The organism is Methyloversatilis sp. (assembly GCF_965284615.1).
GTDB lineage: Bacteria > Pseudomonadota > Gammaproteobacteria > Burkholderiales > Rhodocyclaceae > Methyloversatilis.
This window is the reverse complement of sequence record NZ_OZ260098.1, coordinates 1,672,307-1,691,861: the sequence shown is the minus strand read 5'-3', so window position 1 is coordinate 1,691,861 and position 19,555 is coordinate 1,672,307. Positions and strand designations below refer to the sequence as shown.

General features: G+C 66.9%; 17 protein-coding genes and 1 pseudogene. 6 read left to right on the top strand and 12 right to left on the bottom strand.

From position 1 onward, the window contains the following. Nucleotides 1-16: 16 nt before the first annotated feature. Entirely contained in the window at nt 17-1,837 is a 1,821-nt protein-coding gene (locus ACQ66H_RS08130) for a DUF1800 domain-containing protein (protein WP_430433577.1), read from the bottom strand. Nucleotides 1,838-2,012: 175 nt separating this feature from the next. Here ACQ66H_RS08130 and ACQ66H_RS08125 point away from each other — a divergent pair, with 175 nt between their 5' ends. The 3 genes and pseudogenes from ACQ66H_RS08125 to ACQ66H_RS08115 form a co-directional block, all read left to right on the top strand. Beyond that, nucleotides 2,013-2,453 (top strand): DUF1810 domain-containing protein, encoded by a 441-nt coding sequence (locus tag ACQ66H_RS08125; protein WP_430433576.1) that lies wholly within the window; start codon nt 2,013-2,015, stop codon nt 2,451-2,453. Nucleotides 2,454-2,465: 12 nt separating this feature from the next. After that, a complete protein-coding gene (locus ACQ66H_RS08120) occupies nt 2,466-2,930 on the top strand; it encodes a hypothetical protein (protein WP_430433575.1) in 465 nt (154 codons plus the stop codon). A 68-nt stretch (nt 2,931-2,998) separates the two neighbouring features. Further along, nucleotides 2,999-3,439, top strand: a pseudogene (locus tag ACQ66H_RS08115) (OsmC family protein); the annotation flags it as partial. 51 nt (nt 3,440-3,490) lie between these two features. Here ACQ66H_RS08115 and ACQ66H_RS08110 read toward each other — a convergent pair. Then, a complete protein-coding gene (locus tag ACQ66H_RS08110; RefSeq protein WP_430433574.1) occupies nt 3,491-4,462 on the bottom strand; it encodes a catalase family peroxidase in 972 nt (323 codons plus the stop codon). A 219-nt stretch (nt 4,463-4,681) separates the two neighbouring features. Here ACQ66H_RS08110 and ACQ66H_RS08105 point away from each other — a divergent pair, with 219 nt between their 5' ends. Next, entirely contained in the window at nt 4,682-5,926 is a 1,245-nt protein-coding gene (locus ACQ66H_RS08105; RefSeq protein WP_430433573.1) for a methyl-accepting chemotaxis protein, read from the top strand. Between the two features lie 70 nt (nt 5,927-5,996). Here the strand turns inward: ACQ66H_RS08105 and ACQ66H_RS08100 are convergent, their stop codons facing one another. The 3 genes from ACQ66H_RS08100 to ACQ66H_RS08090 form a co-directional block, all read right to left on the bottom strand. Further along, complete coding sequence (locus ACQ66H_RS08100; RefSeq protein ID WP_430433572.1) at nt 5,997-7,922, bottom strand: DUF7453 family protein; 1,926 nt, start codon at nt 7,920-7,922, stop codon at nt 5,997-5,999. Further along, nucleotides 7,805-9,895 (bottom strand): TonB-dependent siderophore receptor, encoded by a 2,091-nt coding sequence (locus tag ACQ66H_RS08095; RefSeq protein ID WP_430433571.1) that lies wholly within the window; start codon nt 9,893-9,895, stop codon nt 7,805-7,807. The genes ACQ66H_RS08100 and ACQ66H_RS08095 overlap by 118 nt, the downstream gene beginning before the upstream one ends. 508 nt (nt 9,896-10,403) lie before the next feature. Continuing rightward, complete coding sequence (locus ACQ66H_RS08090; protein ID WP_430433570.1) at nt 10,404-11,063, bottom strand: pyridoxamine 5'-phosphate oxidase family protein; 660 nt, start codon at nt 11,061-11,063, stop codon at nt 10,404-10,406. A gap of 156 nt (nt 11,064-11,219) precedes the next feature. Here ACQ66H_RS08090 and ACQ66H_RS08085 point away from each other — a divergent pair, with 156 nt between their 5' ends. After that, the gene (locus ACQ66H_RS08085) at nt 11,220-11,843 is read left to right on the top strand and encodes a c-type cytochrome (protein ID WP_430433569.1); all 624 of its coding nucleotides are present in this window, start codon (nt 11,220-11,222) and stop codon (nt 11,841-11,843) included. A gap of 132 nt (nt 11,844-11,975) precedes the next feature. Here ACQ66H_RS08085 and cybH read toward each other — a convergent pair whose 3' ends face one another. The 3 genes from cybH to ACQ66H_RS08070 are packed head-to-tail and all read right to left on the bottom strand — an operon-like array spanning nt 11,976 to nt 14,378. Then, nucleotides 11,976-12,680, bottom strand: a complete 705-nt coding sequence (gene cybH, locus ACQ66H_RS08080; protein ID WP_430433568.1) for a Ni/Fe-hydrogenase, b-type cytochrome subunit — start codon at nt 12,678-12,680, stop codon at nt 11,976-11,978. A gap of 32 nt (nt 12,681-12,712) precedes the next feature. Continuing rightward, the gene (locus ACQ66H_RS08075; RefSeq protein WP_430435611.1) at nt 12,713-13,687 is read right to left on the bottom strand and encodes a methyl-accepting chemotaxis protein; all 975 of its coding nucleotides are present in this window, start codon (nt 13,685-13,687) and stop codon (nt 12,713-12,715) included. Then, nucleotides 13,659-14,378 carry a hypothetical protein gene (locus ACQ66H_RS08070; protein WP_430433567.1) on the bottom strand — a complete coding sequence of 240 codons (720 nt, stop codon included), beginning with the start codon at nt 14,376-14,378 and terminating at the stop codon, nt 13,659-13,661. Before ACQ66H_RS08070 ends, ACQ66H_RS08075 begins: the two co-directional genes overlap by 29 nt. Before the next feature lie 340 nt (nt 14,379-14,718). Here ACQ66H_RS08070 and ACQ66H_RS08065 point away from each other — a divergent pair, with 340 nt between their 5' ends. Further along, nucleotides 14,719-15,369, top strand: coding sequence for an SGNH/GDSL hydrolase family protein (locus ACQ66H_RS08065; RefSeq protein ID WP_430433566.1), 651 nt, complete (start codon nt 14,719-14,721; stop codon nt 15,367-15,369). A 10-nt stretch (nt 15,370-15,379) separates the two neighbouring features. Here ACQ66H_RS08065 and ACQ66H_RS08060 read toward each other — a convergent pair whose 3' ends face one another. The 4 genes from ACQ66H_RS08060 to ACQ66H_RS08045 all read right to left on the bottom strand — a co-directional run bounded on the left by ACQ66H_RS08060 (nt 15,380) and on the right by ACQ66H_RS08045 (nt 19,555). Continuing rightward, nucleotides 15,380-16,189 carry a DUF6502 family protein gene (locus ACQ66H_RS08060; protein ID WP_430433565.1) on the bottom strand — a complete coding sequence of 270 codons (810 nt, stop codon included), beginning with the start codon at nt 16,187-16,189 and terminating at the stop codon, nt 15,380-15,382. A 108-nt stretch (nt 16,190-16,297) separates the two neighbouring features. Continuing rightward, the gene (locus tag ACQ66H_RS08055; protein WP_430433564.1) at nt 16,298-17,011 is read right to left on the bottom strand and encodes a 4'-phosphopantetheinyl transferase family protein; all 714 of its coding nucleotides are present in this window, start codon (nt 17,009-17,011) and stop codon (nt 16,298-16,300) included. A gap of 2 nt (nt 17,012-17,013) precedes the next feature. After that, nucleotides 17,014-17,781 (bottom strand): thioesterase II family protein, encoded by a 768-nt coding sequence (locus tag ACQ66H_RS08050; RefSeq protein ID WP_430433563.1) that lies wholly within the window; start codon nt 17,779-17,781, stop codon nt 17,014-17,016. After that, complete coding sequence (locus ACQ66H_RS08045; protein WP_430433562.1) at nt 17,771-19,555, bottom strand: fatty acyl-AMP ligase; 1,785 nt, start codon at nt 19,553-19,555, stop codon at nt 17,771-17,773. The genes ACQ66H_RS08050 and ACQ66H_RS08045 overlap by 11 nt, the downstream gene beginning before the upstream one ends.

Genomic DNA, 19,555 nt, shown 5'->3' with positions numbered 1-19,555 from the left:
CCGCCCTGCCCTCGCCTCAACCCAGTTGATATTCCGGACGGCTCAGCAGCACGTGCAGCAGCAGGCGCAGCGTATCTTCGGCGTAGCTGGCCGCGGCCGGCAGGTCGCGCGTACCCAGCTCCCTTTCGAGGAAGGCGGCGAGCTTGCCCCGCGTGCCGCCGTCGAGCTGCACCGACAGGAAGCGCCCTTCCAGATAGGTCACGGCCTCTTCCGGCGTGCGACAGCCAGCCTTCAGCACCATGCCGGTCAGGTCGAGCCGCGCCACCGTGCGCGGGATGGGCTTCACCCGCTCGACCGCCATCTGCCAGCCGCGGTAGCTGCCGTAACGGGTGTTGAAATCCTCGTCGCGGTCGCCGTTCATGCTCGACATCGCCATCATGTTGACGCCGCCGTCGGCGCCACCGGGTTTGGTCGCGGTGCTCAGATCGAGGCCGCTGCGCACGCGCTCGTGGATGTTGCGGATTTCGTAGCCCGCCTGCGCGCCGGGGTAGCGGTCGCCCGGGATGTAGTTGATGTCGGGCAGCGCGACGTCGAGCGCGAAATTGCCGCGCTCCAGCAGCAGCCCCGGCGTGATCCAGCTGCGGCCCTGCGCCCAGCCGGCCACGGTCGGCGGGTGCATCAGGCGCTGGCCCAAAGCGGTGGTGGTTTCGTTGAAGTCAGGCACGCCCGGCACTTCGGTCAGGCCCAGCTTGCGGTAGGTGGACACCACCAGTTCGACCGGCCCCTTGATGCGCGTCGCCACCGATTCCGGCGCATGGAAATCGCGCGACATGAACAGCATTTCGAGAAAGGCGGCGACGTCATAATTGACCGCCTTCAGCCGCCGGCCCAGTTCTTCGGCCAGCGCCGGATCGACCTCCTCGCGCACGAAGTGGCGATACAGCTTGCTGGCGAGATAGCGCGGCGTGGCCGGCTGGTCGAGGATGATGTCGATCACCTGCACGCCGTCGTAGTTGCCGCGCCGGCCCAGCACATCCTTCGGCCCGCCGTCGTGCTTGGCAGTGTCGATGTGGAAAGCGACGCCCTGGTAGTTCCAGCCGGTGAAAGCGCGCGCCGCCTCGCGGATGTCGTGCTCGCTGTAGTGGCCGACGCCCATCGTGAACAGCTCCATGATCTCGCGTGCGAAGTTCTCGTTCGGCGCGCCCTTCACGTTCACCGCGGCATCGAGGAAGGCGAGCATGGCCGGGTCCTGCGCGACGCCGATCATCAGCGTGCGGAAGTCGCCCAGACCCTTCTGCTGGAACAGTTCGAGCTGGTTCAGCATCTTGCGGTAGTCGCGCACCTTGTCTTCGTTGGTGGCGAAGTGACCGTGCCAGAGCAGCGCCATCCTCTCCTGCAGCGGACGCGGCGACGTGAGCATGCGGTTCGCCCACCAGTAGGCGACGCGGTCGGTTTCGAGCTTGCTGGCGCGCAACCAGTAGAAGAACTTGTTCACCACAGGCTGCATGCGGCGGTTGCCGCCGGCCTTCACAGTGACGCCCAGCGCTTCGCCGCTGTCGCGCGCGAGATCGGTGGTGGCCGGACGGCTTGCCGGGAAGGGGTCCAGCCCCGCCTCGAACACGCCCGAATGATCGAAGGGCGGCAGGTCCGCCGCCGGCGCGCCCTCGAAATACACGAGCCGACGCACCGCATGGGCCGGCGTCAGCCGGGCGAAGGCGTTGACCTCGGCCGGCGTGCCGCCGAAGCCGGCGCGTTCGAGCAGGTGTGCGGCGCGGGCGCGGTTCCAGTCGGCCGCGGCAATCGGGGCCAGGTCGCCGGCCCACGGCGAAGCCGCGAACGTGACTGCGCTGAACACTGCGCCGGCGAAAGCCAGCGCAACAGGGGCGATACGGACCATGAGGGCACATCCGGGATGAACAGGCGTGCAGCGTAGAGCCGCCGGGCACGGTCGCTCCAGTGCAAATCACCCTCCGCCCGCTAGGGATTTTCTGGAGTCGCGGACTGCCGCCCCCTCACCCCGGTACAGGGCCGGCATGTCATGCTGCCGTTACTCCTCGACAGGAACCGCCGACATGCCTTCCGCCCCGACCGATCCGCTCGAACGTTTCGTGCAGGCCCAGGCACGCGACTACGCGCAGGCGCTGCAGGAACTGAAGGACGGCCGCAAGCGCACGCACTGGATCTGGTATGTGCTGCCGCAGCTGCGCGCCCTCGGCCGCAGCCAGATGGCGCGCGAATATGGCATCGCCGACCGCAGCGAAGCGGCGGCCTACATCGCGCACCCGCTGCTGGGCGCGCGACTGGTCGAATGCGTCAACGCCCTCCTCGCCCACGCCGGGCGTCGCCCGGACGACATCCTCGGCGAAGTCGATGCGCTGAAGTTCCGCTCCTGCCTGACCCTGTTTGCCGAAGTGGCGCCGGACCGGCCCTGCTTCCGCGCTGCGCTGGCGGCTTTCTACGACGGGCAGCCGGACGGCGAAACGCTGCGGCTGCTTGGCCAGCGCCGCAGCTGAGTACACCCGGCGATGCGATTCCGCCGCTTTGTTCTGCTGACACTGACCCTCGCATTGCACGGTTGCGTCGCACTGACCCGCGGTATCGTGCCGGTTGACGGTGCCGACCTGGCGGACACCGGCGCAGTGCGCCTGGACATCGATACCGACCACCCCGTGCTGCTGCGCGCGGTTGACGAGAAGCCGCTGCCTGGCGTGCAGGTGTCCAGCCGCGCCCGCGCCTTCAGCTATGTGCTGCATCCCGGCGAGCGCGTGCTGTGGCTCAGTGACGTGCCCTATGGTTTCCCCTTCCTTCCGCAGCACCTGAAGTGCTACCTGATGCACGCCGACCTGACCGCCGGCGCCCGCTACCTGCTGCGGATGGACGGTGCGCCGCGACGTCCGGTGCTGATCGACGCGATGCAGCACGACACGGTCGCCGAAGGGGTGCTGGTGGACGCGCCGCTGATCTACGAGCGCGGCTGCCGCTGGCAGTGAGCGCGCCGCACTTGCACGCCGTGGCCGATGACCGCACGCTTGTTGCACGACCATCGTCCGCCGCAGCCATGTCACTTCACACCGCCGAAATCCTCTGGACTCGTGGGGACCAGCCCTTCATCGACAAGCGTTACAGCCGCCGCCACCTGATCCGCTTCGACGGCGGCATCGAGGTGGCCGGTTCGTCGTCGCCGCATGTGGTGCCGCTGCCTTATTCCGCGGCGGACGCGGTCGATCCGGAAGAGGCTTTCGTCGCCGCGCTGGCAGCCTGCCACATGCTCACCTTCCTGCAACTGGCGGCGCTCAAACGGCTGGTCGTGGATCGTTACGAGGACGCGGCCGAGGGCGAACTTGCGCGCAACGCCGACGGCAGGATGTATATCGCGCGGGTGACGCTGCGGCCGTCGGTGCACTTCGGCGGAGAGGGCGCACCGACGGCTGCCGAGCTGACGGCGCTGCACCACGCGGCGCACGAGCAGTGCTTCATCGCCAACTCGGTGCTGACCGAGGTGCGCTGCGAACCTCGCCTGTCACTGAATGAACGTGCGGCAGCTGACGGTTCAGCGCCCGCCGAGACGCTTGCCAAAGGAGATGGCGTAGGCCGGCGAGCGCATCTTCAGGATCGGATCATCGCCGGGACGAATTCCTTCGCTCAGCACGTTCGGATCGAAGTTGAGAGCGGTGCACGCGTCGCCCCCGACAGCCGTAACCGACAGCGTGCCCGCCACCAGCTCGGTGCGACCCTCCGGCCAGGCAAGTGAGGGGTCGGACTCGCTGTCGCCCGGCTGTCCGAGCGTGACGATCCAGTCGAACAGGACCGGACCGCGAGCCACCCGCTCGCCCAGCCGGGCGGCGAGGAAGTCGCGCGGGGCGGCGCCGCGCTCGTCATCGGTGAGGCCGCGCACGCCGTCGCGCGGCTGAAGACGCCAGCGCACCGCGCGCTCGCCATCTGCCGTCGCGAAATGGAAGGTATGCAGTCCGAAATACTGCGCGCTGGCGTAGCTCCACGGAGGCGGGTTCTGCTGCAGCCAGCGGAACTGCGGCAGCGTGTCCGGATGCGCAGCGCGGTAGGCGGCCACCCGGTCGGGATCGGGCCGGCCGTCCGGGCCGGGCAGCGAGGCGCGCAGCAGGCCGAGGAAGCTCTCCGGCGTGGCCGCACCGAACACCGGTGTGCTCAGCGTGGCGATGTTATGCACGCGGCCGTCGCCGAGCTCGAACTGCGCGGCCAGCCCGCGTGGCGAGCGTGCGTTGTCGGCGACCGCCGGGTCGCCGCCGGCCATCGAGAAGCGGATCTGCGCGGGCCAGCGCGTACCCGAGAACAGCGGCGCACTGAACATCCGGGCGGCTTCGGCGCTGCCGGTGAAGCTGCCGATCGCACAGACACCCTTGGCGTGGCCCTTGCGCTCGCCCCTGTGCTCGCCGAACAGGCCCTGGAACACCTCGATGAAATCTCCGGCCTGCGCCGGCCTGTCCTCGGCCCTCAAGGGCGTGGCTGCGGCGGCGGCCAGCATGAGCAGGATGCGCCAATACATGAATGACTCCCCAAACTGCGGCGACTGGAACGCGCCGCGACGCGGGACAGACCGCATGTACAGCCACCGGTTCGCCCGGACGGCCGGCGCCGGCACGGCACGCCGGACTGATACAGGTCAAATGTCCGCAGAAGCGCCGTCCGATCGGCACAAGTTTGCGCGAAACCGGTCGTTAAACCGGGGGTTGATCCGCACACCAATTTTCCGCCGGGAACGCACATGGACTTCATCTCTCGCAGCATCCGCAACAAGCTTCTGGTCATTTGCGGTGGCGGCACCGCGGCGCTGCTGGTCGCCGCAGTGGTCGGCCTCGGCGTCGAGTGGTCGGCCATCGACACGCTGACCGGCGACATCACGCGCGCCGAGGCGCTGGCGATCCGCGCCGCCACGCTGAACAAGCTCATGCTGACCGGCGCCGCCTTCGCGGTCGTCGTCGTCGTCGCCTTCGGCCTCTTCCTGTGGGCACTGCAGCGCACCATCATCGGCCCGGCGAAGACCCTTTCGTCCGATCTCGAACGGCTGGCCCGCGGCGACTTCCATCAGCCGGTCGCCTGCACGACGCGCGACGAACTGGGCGCGATCGCGCAGAGCGCCGAGCGCATCCGCAAGGATCTGGGCGCGCTGGTGCTGCAGCTCAAGCAGTCGGCGCAGTCGCTGGTCGAGGCTTCAGGTGTGGTCGGCGGCGAATCGCAGCGGGTAGCCGCCGCGTCGAGCGCGCAGACCCAGGCGGCCAGTTCGACCGCGTCGTCGATCGAGGACGTGACCGCTGCCATCCGCATGGTGGCGGACAACGCCGGCAACGCGGCACGGCAGGCCGACGAGTCGCTCGATCAGTTGACCCGGGCGCAGACCCATCTGACCGAACTGCGCGGCTCGATCGGCCGCACCGCCAGCGTGATGAACGAGGTGTCGGGCGCTGCCGACGCCTTTGTCGAGAACGCCCGCCAGATCACCGAGATGACGCGCGAAGTGCGCGAGATCGCCGACCAGACCAATCTGCTCGCGCTGAACGCAGCGATCGAGGCGGCACGCGCCGGCGAACAGGGCCGCGGCTTCGCCGTGGTGGCCGACGAGGTGCGCAAGCTGGCCGAGAAATCAGGAACCTCGGCCGCCGCGATCGACACCATCACCCGCTCGCTGTCGGAGCGTGCCGCCGGCCTGTCGGATGCGCTGACGCAGGGGCGCAACGCCGTCGGTGTCGCCGAGTCGTCGAGCGACTCGGCCGCCGGCGTCATCACCGTCGCGCACCGCGCCGTAACGGTTGCCGCCGACGAGGTGCGCGCCATCAATCAGGCGCTGGAACAGCAGAGCCGCGCCGCCAGCGATATCGCCGGCAACGTCGAGCATATCGCCAGCATGTCCGGGCAGAACCAGTCGGCCGTCGATACGCTCGCCAGTTCGGTCACCCATCTGCAGTCTCTGTCCTCCCGCCTCGACGAACTGACCGGCCGTTTCCGCCTGTAGGCATGACGCCCACGGACGGCGGCGCTGTCAACCGCCCCACGCGGACGGCACTGCCGTCCGCGTGGGGACCTCAGTCGTCGAAGGCGATCAATCTGACGTTCGAATAGACCGGGCCCCGGGTGGCCTTGCCGGCGAAATGGGACGAGGTGCCGAGGTGCAGGTAATTGAAGCGATCGACCGCTTCATGCGTGAAACCCTCGAAGTACAGCACCCGTTCGTCAACCGAGGTCCGCACGCGACCATCCTGCCACTCGACACGGATGCGGTACGTATGGGAAGGATCGAACGGACCATCGAACGGCACCCATTCAGCGGCCTTGCCGAAACCGCGAGCGTGGTACTCGACCTTGAACTGCGGGTGTGCGGTCCCGACGCGGAACTCCCAGTTGTCCGTATCGGGCAGGCCCATCCGTTCGTGGTTCTGGAATAGCGTGCCCCACAGACCAAGGAATATGTTCTTGTCCGCCGTCAGCTGACTGCGTGGGTCGAAGTTGCGGACATCGACTTCCAGCATGCCATTGGGCGGCATAGGCGGCAGCTTCCAGACGATGCGATCGTGATCGTTGAGCACCGTCCACCCTCCACCCTCCACGAACTGCCCGCCCTGCACCTGACCACGGCTGCGGCCGTGAAGCGCATCGAACAGCACGACGCGGCCGGGCTTCTCGCGCAGGCGCGCATAGTAGATTGCCGTCGCGCCGTCCTCGAAGGTAACGTGAAAAGCGACGCCTTCCGGTCCAGCCGCTTCCTGGTTGAGTTTGAACGCCTTGGGTTTGCGGCCGCCGAGTTCGATGTCGCGCGAGATCACCGGGAAGCGCTTGCCCTTGCGCCATGCGTAGATGGCCTGGCGACCGCTCGGGCTCTCGCCGATGAAGAACACACGATCGCCGTGCATGGCCGGTGCACGGAAGCCACTGAAGTTCTCGGCGCCGCCGGAGAATTCGGCGTTGACGTCGATCACCTTCTGCAGCTGACCGTTGACCCGGGCATAGACACCGCTTTGCGCCTTGCCGTCCACTGTCAGACGGAAGGCGAAGTTTCCCGTCTCGAACGAGCGCTCGAACGCTGCGTCGTTGAAGCCGAGAAAGGTCTCGCCGGCGCGCCCGGGTACCGCACTGCCGGTATCCAGCAGCGCGACCAGCTGCTCGCCCTCCCCGCTCCATATACCGGGGCGGCCATCGGCCGAGTAGGCGGTGATCAGCGATCGTCCTCCCGCGGTCGAGGTGTCGTCCATGCGGCCGAAACGTTGATCGCCGCCCGGAACGGATTGCAGCCAGCTCGCGACGGCGTCCAGGCGCTGCGACCGCAGATCGTAACGATAGCTGCCCTGATAGGGACTTTCGGCATCGGCACGCCCCTTGTCCGACGCGCGCCCCATGAAGACAAGCTGCTGACCGTCGAAGGCCGGGCGCTTCAGATAGGCGAAACGCAGGTCAGAGCCCGGCATCACTGTCGTCAGATCGGCGATGCGGCGGACCTGCCCCCCTTCCGCCAGATAGATGCCCTGCTGGCCGTCAGCCCCCAGCCCGCTGAAGGCGGTCACGCCGCCGACGGCGACCGGGGCGCCGCCAAAGCCGGTAAATCGCCCCTCACCCGCGGGAATCGCGGTCGAGCTGTTGACCACGGTGCTCATCCGGCCGCGGACACTGCGATGGATGCCGATGCGTCCATCGGCACGGCGACCCACGAAGACGATGGCGTCCCCGTCCATCGATGGCGCAAACGGAAACTCGGTGAATACGCCGCCCTCTCCCGCAAATACCGTGCTGCCATCGGCGACCAGTTCAATGTCGATCAGCGGCAGCGGACCGGTGGCGGAGGCCGAAGCTGCAGCAAGGATTCCCAGCGCGGCAAGCAGCGGACGCAGGGCCCCCGCGATCACAGCGGAATCTCCAGACCGATGCGCGCGGTCAGCGGCTGCGCAGGCGTGATCGACAGCAGGTTGTTGCCGAAGTAGTAGCGGCGGTCGAACAGATTGTCGATGTTCAGGCGCCACAGCACCGACCGTTCGCCGACGCGGTGTCGCAGCGTGGCGCCCACATCGACACGTGCGTAGCCGGGCAACTCGGCCGTGTTGGCCGCGTCGGCGAAGGTGCTTTCCTGAGCGAACACACCGCCGAATACCGACACCCCGGACAGTGCGCCCGCAAAGTCGTACGAGGTCCACAGCCGTGCCGACTTGGCCGGCACCGTCTGCGGCTTGCGCCCGTCGTTGGCGCCGCCGATCACGTCGGCGTCGATCACCGCATACGACGCGAACACGCGCCAGCGGGGCATCAGCTCGCCAATCAGCTCGAACTCCAGGCCCTGATGGCGCTGACCCGGAATCAGCCGGGTGAAGTTGTCGCCGGCATCGTAGAAGGCCACGTTCTCCCGCTTGATCTCGTAAGCCGCGGCATTGAACTGCAAGCGGTTGTCGCGCGACGACAGCTTGAAGCCCCCCTCGATCTGATCGGAACGCTCCGGAGCCAGTATCTCGCCCGCGTTGGTCCCCTGCGACGCCAGCCCGTTGGGCTTGAAGCCGCGACTCCTGCTCACGTAGAGCGACAGCGGCTCGATCGGTCGATACACCACACCGAAGCGTGGCGTCACGGCGCTTTCCGTGACCGTTTCGCGAACCGGCGTCGCAGCCGACAGATTGATCGTCGTCTCACGGAACTTGTCGGCGCGCACACCGACCATGAAGTCGATCTGGTCGGTCAGTCCGATGAAATCCTCGGCATAGATGCCACCGTAGCTCGTATCGTTGAGCGTGGGAGCGGTATTGAGCGTGACCGGCAGGATATTGATCGTCGCCGGATTGAAAATGTTGCTGGCGTAACTGATCTGGTTGCTCGCGAACAGGGTGCGGTCGAGTTCGGTCAGTTGCACGCCGAGCACCGTGCGGTGACGCATGCCGAACAGCCGGTTGTCGCCAATCAGGTCGAAGCTGAAATTGTGGCTGTAGGCATCGGTGGTCTGACGGCGTTGACGCAATGTGTAATTGCCATTGTTCTGATTCAGGTTGGCTTTTGACGACTCCAGACGGTCGATGTAGTAATCCTGATAGGTGTACTGGTTTCGGATTTTCCAGTTCGGCGACAGAATGACATTCAGGTCGTAGCCAAAGGTCTGATTCTCCGAATCATGGTGACCGTTGCGCAGATCCAGATTGCGCTTCCAGGGGATATCGGCCGGGCGACCGTTGTAGATGACATGCCCGGTATCGTAGGGCACATCGATTTTCGCGTAATCCGCGAACAGCGTCAGCTTCGCGAAATCAGAAATCTTCCAGTCGAATGATGCGCCGCCAACGAGGCGATCCGTGTAGATGCCGTCGCGATAATTGTCACTGTTCTCGCTGGCGACATTCACGCGATAGCCGAAACGGCGATCCTCGCCGAAGCGTCCGCCTGCATCGAGATGCTGATGACTGTAGCCGTGTGTCCCGGTATTCAGGCGCAGCGTCGCGAACCGCTCGTCGGTCGGACGTTTGCGCAGCAGGTTGACCAGACCACCCGGCTCGGCACGCCCGTACTGCAACGAGGCGGGACCGCGAAAGAATTCCACCTGTTCGATCAGTTCGATCGACGGCGAGTGCAGGCCGAACAGCGGCTGCCCGTCCCACAGATAGCCATATGAATCGTTAAGCAGGAAACCGCGCGAACGGAACGCGGGTTGCCGGCCGGCGTTATTGCTCTCCTGATTGAGTGAGGCGGAATTCCTCAGCACATCCGAAAGATCTCTGGCCCCTTGTTCCTCTATGATCCGTTTAGGAAAAACGGTGATCGAGAATGGCGTCTCCTTGATCGTCAGATCGGCACGACTGGCGGTGGTCAACTCATTCTTCAGATAGGTTTCGTGGGCAAGAGATTCGGCTTCCACCTTGACGGACGGTAGCGTTATCACCTCGGCCGATGCATTTCCGACCGCTCCCATCAGGCACAGAGCGGACAGACTGCAAACGCCCCCAACGCATGGCTTGATCATTTCCTCTCCTCAATCTCGGCTCTTTGTTTGTTTGCCCTCCTTTCTTCCACGACACGACATACGGCCGTCCAGAACCGCAATCACGATGCCCTGAGAATAATTGGATGACAAATATATGAACGATTCCGGATACCCCCCGGAAACGTGGCGCGAGTATGTGAGCGAGGACTATCGGCACTCAATTGCACAATTGAGGTCGTTTGGATTCCCCGGCAATGCGGTGAGGAACTCCCGGTCGATTCAGGCGCCTCTCCCAAAACACCCGGGAATTCGTCGAACGGAAAGAGGGCGAGGCGCCCTGAGGGTGTCCCCGGGGCCCGCGAGACAGGTCGCGCAGCGTGAGCGGCCGGTCAGCGACTGTCGCCACCCGGGCGGGAGGACACATCAGCCGGGACCGCTGGACGACCGCAATCCCGCCGCGACACGCCAGTTGTCGCGTGTTCGGGCCCGACGGTTGCGGCCGCTTGAGCGTGCCTGCGAGCGGACGCAGGCGCGTGTCGGTGCGTGATCAGGCCTCGGGGTGGCCGGTCTTCACTTTTTCCATCCACTCTTCGATCGCAACCGTGCCGGCGGCCTGGGCACGTGCCGCGTCGGCCGGAGGCAGCACGTCCTGCACGAGGTCGATGCGCTTCCATTCGGCAAGCGGCGTTTCGCAGTCGGCACGCGGCACGTAACGCGAACGGTTGACGCGCTGATAGCGGTGGATGTAGCGCGGGCAGTTCTGCCAGAGCTCGGACAGTTCGACGCGTACGACGAAATCGGCTTCGCTGTAGAAGGCCATCATCGGGTCGTCGCGCGACACCGTGGCCCTGCCCTGAACGCGGATACGGTGCGGCTTCTCGAAGGAGATGAAGAGCAGGCCGACTTCGGCGTGCTGCGCGATGTTGCCGACCGAATAGAACATGCCGTTGCCGTCGTAGCTGGGGAACACCAGCGTCTTCTCGTTGACCACGCGCACGAAGCCGGGGTCGCCACCCTTGTACGACACGGTGGGTCGGCCACGCGCGTCGACGGTGGACAGGAAGAACATGTCCATCGCCTCGATGAAGCCCCGGCTGTCATCGTCGAACTCGGTGCGGCAGGCCAGTTCCTCGATGCGGTCGGCCATCGCGCGGGTACCGAACTCGTCCTGGAAGCTGCGGTGCTGCGGGTCGTACAGTCTGCTCACGGATGCGTCTCCTCCGGCTGTTCTTGTGGAAGGCGCAGCATGCCACGAAGCATGCGCACCGTCGGCACAGGACTACACCGCGCACAAGCCGGTCATATCCGGCCTACCATCGTTTACAGGGATCGATTCCCACCCACAACAGACTGGAGGATCGCCATGAATACCAAGCATCTCGTCGTCGCTAGCATTGCCCTGCTGCTCGCCGCCTGCGACAAGCCGCAGGACCCGCCGAAACCCATCACGGCCCCGTCGGCCGATGCCGCCGCACCCGCGGCTGATACCGCCGCCCCGGCACTACCCTCGCCACCTGCCGCGTCACCGCTGCCCGATGCGCCCGGCCCGGGTGCAACACCGCCCTCCCCGGCCGATACGATGCAGAACGCACCGACCACGCCGAACGGCAAAACCCCGCCCGACACCACGGAGAACGCACGTCCCATTCCGTCCGGTCAGCCCGCCCCTGCGCCGGCATCGAGCGCCGCGCCGGCGGACGGCACGGCGGTCGCCGGTGGCGATATCGTGAAGGGCTGGAAGACCTGGCGCTCGGCTGCCTGTGAGCGCTGCCACGGCCCCGCCCAGGAGGGCATGGTCGGACCGTCGCTGATCGAGTCGCTGAAGAAACTTTCGAAGGACGAAGTGCGGCACGCGGTCATCGATGGCCGGCTGGAGCGCGGCATGCCCAGCCACCCCTATCTCGCCGACAAGTTCGACGACCTGTACGCCTACCTCAAGGGACGCTCCGACGGCAGCGTTCCGAAGGTGCGGCCGGACGGCGCCTGATTCTGCGTGCAGCGGGCGGGCGCAGGTCGAAGGAATGGACAGCGCCCGCCCGGCAGCAAAAATCCGGCACGGAATTTTCAGTTGAATCAGCGTCCTGCGTCGCGCTGCACCGCCGCCGACGCGCAGCGCCGATCAATCGCGGAACGAGCGCCAGCCGCTGATCATCGTAGAGATGATGCTCTGTCGGCTCATGATGTCCTCGCGCAGCGCGGCATACACATGGACGAGGATGAAGCTGAGCAGCAGCCACAGGCCGAGCCGGTGCAGGCTGTGCACCGTCTGGCTGTCACCGAGCAGCCACAGCACCCAGCCGAACACGACGCCGCTCCAGTGACCGTGGCCGGCACCTTCGCTGTACAGCGCGAAGCCGGTGAAGATCATGAACAGCGTGCCGAGCACGAACAGGAAGAACATCATCACCGCGGCCAGCGGGTTGTGGCCGACGTACTTCTTCGGTCTGTCCTCGAGGAAGAAGTACCAGCGCAGTTCGAACATGACTTCGCTCCACCACGCGAGCTTGAACAGCGGCGGCATGAAGATCTGCCTCGCGTGCTCGTTGCCGACCAGCGCCCAGTAGATGCGTCCGGCAAAGCCGATGGCGAGGATGTAGCCGGCGGCGAAGTGGGCGAAGCGCACATAGCCCATCAGATACATGCCGGCATCGTCGCCCGGCAGCATCAGGAAGGGCGTTCCGATGAAATAGCCGGTCGCCATCAGCACCGTCATCGCCAGCACGGTGATCCAGTGCCACAGGCGCACCGGTGCTTCATAGACGTAGACCGCGTGCTGCGTGCGGCCGCCCTGGGCGGCCTGCTGCATCTGTTCGTGCGAAAGCATGCTGTTCTCCCGATCTCGGTGGTCGCGGCCGCTTACGCGGCCAGCATCAGTTCGGCCGGCACGCCGGCGCGCAGCGTGCCCCAGTTGCGCTCGCCGCGACGGATCGGCAGGGCGATGTCGAAGTACAGCGTGCCATCGTCGGCCGCGAAGGGCTGCATCAGCAGCGCGCGCTCGCTCTTCGCAGCGCGCTGGGCGATATCAGCCGGCGCCGGACAGTTGCCGGAACTGCCCAGCACCTGCCCCGCCGGATTCGTCACCAGGGCGTAACGCAGGGCGCTCACCTCACCGCGCAATGCGCTCAGCGCACGCGTGAGTTCGGGCAGCGTGGCGGCGCGACCGGCGCGCGGCGCGACCTCTTCGCCGTCGTCGTTGACCAGCACGGTGGCCGCGCCGCTCACCGCGGCACTGCACTCGTCACGACAGCGCCCGAGCACGCCGACTATCGACTCGAGCTGGTCGGAGCCGACGCGGAACGAGGCCGCCAGATCCTGGATGCGTTCGGTCGAGCGGCTCACCTTGGTCAGGTTCTGTTCGCCGTCGAGCATCAGGCTGGCCACCTGGTCGCAGCCGGTATGGATGTCGCTGACCAGGGTGTGGATGCGGTCGTTGGTGTCGCTCAGGCTGCGGATGGCATCACCGGTACGCGCGATCCGCTCACCCATCACCTCGTACTCGCCTACCATGCTGCCGAAGCGTCCGGAGGCGCGGCGCACCGCCTCGCCGGTCGCCAGGATGTGGTCGCGGATGTCGTCGGTTTCGCTGCGCGTGCCGGCAACCAAGCGATTCATCCGGTCGATGTTCTGGCTCACGCCCTCCGTCGCCGCCTTGACCTGCTCGGCCAGCGAACGCACCTCGTCGGCTACGACGGCGAAGCTGCGGCCGTTCTCGCCAGCGCGCGACGCCTCGATCGATGCGTTCAGCGCCAGCAGATTGGTCTGGTCGGAAATGCTGCTGATGATCTGCACCACCTGACTGATTTCAGCCGACTGGTTCTGCAGCTGCTGCACCGTGCGGTTGAAGGCCTGCACGCGCGCCTCGAATTCGTCGACGCGGGCGGCCGCCGACTGCAGTTCCTCCAGCGACACGCGTGCTGCCTGCAGGTGGCGCGTGGTCGCCTCGTCGAGGTCGTTGGCGTGCTGGCGCGCACTGTTCGACCGCACTGCGCGAGGTTTCGCTGGCGGCGAACACCTGTTCGGCCAGCGCCCGTTGCGACTGCGCAAGACCTGCGGTGTCGCGCAGCGAGCGGGTGAGGTGAGCGGTGTGGCAGGCGGCGCCCAGCGTGCCGCGGCGCACGCGGAACACCATGTCTCGCACGCGCCCGTCGCGCTCGGCGATGAGCTTGCTGATCGCCTTCACCGGCGAACTTTCCGGCAGCACGAACTCGCTCGACAGATCGTTCACGTCGCGCCCACTGTCGGCCAGCGCGTCCGCCATCAGCGCGATCGTGTGGTCCATCTGGCGGATGTAGAGCGCGTCGGCGAAGGCGATCATCGCGCCGGCGGCGCAGGCCAGCAGCGCAGCGGCGCGCGGATTCACCAGATCAAACGCGGCGGCCAGCCCGAACAGGGCGAAGAACAGCGCACAGAAGGCAAAGCTGCCCATGCGCATGGGGTTCGACCGCCGCAGGTTGACGCGCTGCGCAGGGGGCGCCACCTGCTCGGTCAGGCTGTCGGGCAAGGTCGTGGAGCGCTTGGTCATGGTTGTCTCTCCAGCGGTGATGGACGGAAGTCGCTGCCCGCCGGTTCTCCTCCAGTACAGGCAACGACCGACTTTACGGCGTCCTCCGCACTGCCTTGAGCACCCGGAACTGTCCCCGAATCCGTGACAGATGGCGTCTGCACGCCGTTGCAAAAGGGATCACCCAATCAGCGAAGTCGATTCCATGGACATGCGGAACAGCGGCTTCTGCGCCTCCACACGGACGATCAAGCCATGCTGCCGGCGGACCGCACGCACGCGCACGGCATTTCCGCATCGCACCATCGGCGACGTGTCAAACTGGCAGTGGCACTCATTTAATTTTTTGATGGAGGCATTGATGCAGCAAATACTCGTCTATGCCGATTCGCTGTCCTGGGGCATCGTGCCGACCACGCGCCAGCGTCTGGACTTCGACCTGCGCTGGCCGGGCGTGATGGAGAACGTGCTGAACGGCGACCGGCGCCGCGTGCGCGTAATCGAGGACTGTCTGAACGGGCGCCGCACCGTGTGGGAGGACCCGTTCAAGCCGGGCCGCAACGGCCTGACGGGGCTGGCCCAGCGCATCGAAATCCACTCACCGCTGTCGCTGGTGGTGCTGATGCTGGGCACCAACGACTTCCAGTCCATGCACCCGCATACCGCCTGGCACTCGGCCCAGGGCACGGCAACGCTGGTGCGCGCGATCCGCGAAGCGCCGATCGAACCCGGCATGCCGGTGCCGCCGGTGCTGGTCGTCGCACCGCCGCCAATCAGTTCGCCCAAAGGCCCGATCGCAGAGAAATTCGTCGGCGGGGAAACGAAATGCGTCGGCCTGGCCGATGCGCTGCAGACGGTTTGCACTGAGCTGGGCTGCGCCTTCTTCGACGCCGGTCGCGTGATCAGCGCCAGCCCGCACGACGGCGTGCACCTCGATGCCGACCAGCACGCACTGCTCGGTGCTGCATTGGCCGGACAGGTCGAACAGCTGGGCGTGCTGACTGCGTACTGAAACGTCAGGCTCAGCGCTGCCTGTCGTGCTCCGCGTAGACGTAGACGCCGACCGTGAGTCGCCGACCTGCATCGTCGGCTGACCGGGCGCCCGCGCCTGCGTCGCGCTCCAGCGACTGCAGGGCCTTTGCACCCAGTTCTGAAGCCCGTGCATGCAGCGCCGACGCTGCCGCCGCCGACAGCCCGCGATAGTGCGCGCCGCGCTCGAACCACGAATCGCCCTGACCGAGCAGATTGTCGACGGCCGCCATCGCGTGGTCACCGACGTGCAGCGCGAAACGCGCGAGCTGCTCGTCGGCGCCCTCCTGCGGCGCGAAAGCACCGGTATTCAGCACGACCTCGTCGCGCGTATTCAGGTGGGCAATCCCCAGTCGCAGCCACTCGTCCAGCACGGGTCGCGCACGGATGTCCTTGCTCACCGACGCAACCAGCGCTTCGAACGAGGTGCCGCCGCCGGCGCTCGCCAGCCGCGGCAAGGGTCGCGCCCCGCCGGTCGCATCACGCCAGGGCGCCTGCCCCAGCCAGCGGCTGATCAGTTGCGCGCCAAGCGACACATTGCGCGGCAGATCTGCTTGCGCGCTGGGCAAACTGCGCAGCCGCTTGACGTCCTTGCGATGCACGCCGGTCTGCAGGCTCACCCGGCTGTCAGTGACCGGTCCGTCGCGTCCCGCATCCTCGATTGCGACCTGCACATAGACGCGCTTCAGCAATTCGACAGCCAGCGGCAAGGTGACGCCGCGCGCCAGCATCAGGCGCACCACCGGGCGCAGCACGGCACGCAGCGTCGAGGTCAGGACGGCAGAGCTGGAAGGGTCTGTCATGTGCGGGACCGGATTCGGGTGCGCAAAAGTATCCCACAGTCCGGTTAAACAGGAGTACGAATCATTCCCATCATTTCGTAACCGACGGCCGCGGCACCGGGACTGTTGCTAGCGCGAGTGCAGGACCTCGACACCGCGCAGCGAACAGATGACCGACTCGATCCGCACCTCCTGCACAGCGTCTTCCTTTTCGCCCAAGGCGCAGACCGACAGCACGTGCTCGCGGGCCGAGCGGCAGTGCAGACTGTGCGCGGCGACCCGCTCACCGAGCAGATGAAGCGGCCCGGCATCTGCACCCAGCGTGAGCGTGTCGAAACCGCGCGCCAGACCTTCGCCGGTGGCCTTCACGTAGGCCTCCTTCGCCGTCCAGTGGATCAGGAAGGAGCGCTCGGGGTCGCTCTCCGCCATCACGCGCGAGCGTTCGCTCGCCGTCAGAGCGGCCTGCATCACCTGCGGCATCGACACCCGCATGGGCACCGACTCGACGTTGACGCCCACCGGCGCGCTGCCGCACAGCGCCAGCGCGACATGGCTGTCGCAATGGCTGATGTTGAAGTGCAGCGTATTGCCCGCAAGCACCGGCTTGCCGCCCGCCTCACAGGCAAAGCTCGGGGCGTGGCCGAGCAGCGCGCGCATCACGAGACGCTTCAGCGCGTGCGCTGCGATGAAAGCGTCGCGACTGGGCGAGCGCAGGATGGCGCGCGAGCGGCGCTGTTCCTCCGGCACCAGCACCGCGCGTTCGAGCTGGCGCAGGCTGACGGCATCGTAGGCCGCCATCGGCGACACGAACACCCGCACCGTGCCGGAGGGAAGCCTGTGCACCGTCAGGCTGCCTTGGCGCGCAGACCGCGCGCCGCCAGTTCGCACAGCAGTGCAGCCACCGCGGCACGCTCGGTTTCGACGAAGAAGTGGCCGCCCGGATGCATGTGCAGCGCAAAGCGCCCGGTGCATTCCTCGCGCCAGCCGAGCAGGCCGGACAGCGGCACACGCCCGTCGTCGAAACCGCCGGCGACGGTCAGGTCGATATCCAGCGGCGCCGCCCGCGCGTAGTCATAGCCGGCAATCAGTTCGAGATCCTGCTGCAGCACCGGCAGCATCATGGCGATCACCGCGTCGTTGTTCAGCACGCTGTCTGGCGTGCCGCCGAGGTCGCGCAGATACTCGACCAGATCCTCACGCCCGAAGCGCGGCAGCCCGAAGGTGCGCGGATGCGAGGGCGCGATGCGGCCCGACATCAGCGCCGCAGCCGGCAGCGACCGGCCACGACGGCGCAGCGCGCGCAGCAGTTCGAAAGCGATCAGCGCGCCGAGGCTGTGGCCGAACAGCAGGTCCGGCTGCACGCCTTCGGTGGCCAGCGTCTGCGCCAGCCCGTCAGCCAGCGCAAGCAGCGACGACGGCATCGGCTGGCCGTAGCAGCGACCGCGCCCGGGCAGTTCGAGTGCCAGCAGCGTGAGCTGTCCCTCGATCAGCGGCTTCCAGGCGAAGAAGGACTGCGCACTGCCACCGGCGTAGGGCACGGCCAGCACCACCGGTGCGCCGGCATCGGCGTCGCAGATGCGCACCAGCCGTCCGGCTGCGGTCTCAGGCGGCATCGAGCGCCACCGCCACGTCGATCACGTCGAGCGCAGACTGCTGATGCAGCTGCTTCATCAGGCTGCGCTGCACCTTGCCGCTGGTGGTCTTGCGCAAGGTCGCCGGCGCGATGAACACGATGTCGGCGATGGCCACGCCGTGCTCTTCCGACACCGCGCGCCGCACCTGCATGCGCAGCGCCCTGGCGATCTCCGGCAGTGCCCGCTTCAGTTCGCGGTCGGCTTCGATCACCGCCACCAGCCGGCGCTGCTCGCCGCGGTCGTCCTCGAACACCGCGCAGCTCTGCGGCTTGATCAGCGGATGCGACTCGACGATGGTGTATTCGACGTCCTCCGGATGCAGGTTGCGGCCATCGACGATGAGCAGGTCCTTCATCCGCCCGCACAGATAGATCTGGCCGTCGTCGGCACCGATGAAGCCGATGTCGCCGGTGCGCATGTAGCGACGACCCGGCTCGCCGGCGATCTCGGCGCCGAAGGTGGCCGCACTCTGCTCCGGCAACTGCCAGTAGCCCAGCGCATTGGTGTCGCCCGACACCCACACCTCGCCCAGGCGATCGCAGCCAAGCCGTACGCCGTTCGCCGGATCGACGATGGCGACCTCGATCTCGTCCGACGGCAGGCCGCAGCCGACCACGGTGCGTCCGCTCGCACCGAGGTCCTCGCGCACGCGGCCTTCGGTCTCGGCGGCGTGTGCATCGATGCTGCGCACGCGCGGCATTTCGCAGACCGGGCCGCCAGACACGAACAGCGTCGCCTCGGCCAGGCCATAGCACGGCAGCATGGTGGTGGGTCGGTAACCGAGCGGGCCGAAGGTGGCGGCGAAGCGCTCCAGCGTCGCCGCGCGCACGACGTCGGCGCCATTCAGCGCGATGCGCCAGCTGGACAGGTCGCAGCCGTCGAGCCGGCCGGGCTGCCAGCGCTGCGCTGCGAGCTCGTAGGCGAAGTTCGGCCCACCGGCCAGCACCGCGCGATAGCGCGAGATCGCATCGAGCCAGATCAGCGGCTGGCGCACGAAGGTGTTCGGGCCCATCAGCACCGTTTCGTTGCCCAGCATGACCGGCAGCAGCTGGCCGAGAATGAGGCCCATGTCGTGATGGTGCGGCTGCCAGAACACCGTGTTCGACGTGTGGTCCAGTTCCCAGGCAGTGCGCATCATGCGCAGGTTGGTGGTGATGTTGAGCTGGCTCACCATGACGCCCTTGGGATGCGAAGTCGAGCCGGATGTGTACTGCAGGAAGGCGATGCGCTCGTCGGCCGGCGGCGGCACGATGCCGGCTGCGGTGGCTTCGTTGCGCAGCATGTCGGTGGCCAGCCAGGCCAGCGGCAGGTCGGCGTTGACGGACAGGATGTCGCGCAACCCCGCTTCCAGCGACGACACGGTCAGCGCGCGCCGGCAGCCGCAGTCGCGCAGGATGCGCAGGCAGCGATCGACACGCCGCTTGCTCGGCAGGTTGAGCGGCACCGCGACGCGCCCGGCCAGCAGGCAGCCGAAGAAGGCGACGATGAAATCCAGACCGGCCGGATAGAACAGCGCAACGCGGTCGCCCGGCCCGCCGTGCGCCGCCAGCACGGCCGCGATCGCCGTGCTGCGCCGCCAGGCGTCGCCGTAGGTGAGCACGTCCTCCTCGCGGCCATGCTCGTCGAGGAAGCGGAACAACACCCGCTGCGGGTGCCGCGTGGCACGCCGCTGCAGGATGTCGGTGACCGACAGCGCGGACACCTCGTCGTACAGGCCTGCAGCGAGATCGTCGGTTTCGATGCGCGCATCCAT